General features: G+C 59.7%; 1 pseudogene. It reads right to left on the bottom strand.

Going from position 1 to position 414, the window contains the following annotated elements:
• A pseudogene (locus tag EOA19_RS35585) lies at positions 1-414 on the bottom strand (efflux RND transporter periplasmic adaptor subunit); the annotation flags it as partial.

Here is a 414-nt window from a genome sequence, read left to right as displayed (position 1 = left end):
CTGTTGTACGACCGTCGGTGATTCCAAGCCGGAGCGAAACCAGCTTCGGCTCGCGGTCTGGCCCAACTACAAAGACCTCGCCCGGGCTTCCTGCCTCTGCGCCCGTTTCGGCAATGGCCGGCGCGGTTGAACGCGCCTTGTCCCCGGTATCATTCGGCGGCCGGAAACGCAGGGCAGCGTTCGGCACTTTCAAGACGCCCTGTCGCTTGGCCACTACCACACTCAGATTGTCGGTCATGCCGGGCAACAGCAGCTCATCGGAATTTTCGGTACCGACCACCACTATGTATGTGACGACATTTTGGACGACCTGCGGTGCCTTGCGGATCTGCTTTACCGTGCCGGTGAAGATTCGGTCGGGATAGGCATCGGCGGTGAAAGTAACTGGCTGGCCAAGCGCAAAACGGCTAATAT

It is taken from the genome of Mesorhizobium sp. M7A.F.Ca.US.010.02.1.1 (assembly GCF_004023085.1).
Lineage (GTDB): Bacteria > Pseudomonadota > Alphaproteobacteria > Rhizobiales > Rhizobiaceae > Mesorhizobium.
This window is presented reverse-complemented; position numbering and strand designations above follow the sequence as displayed.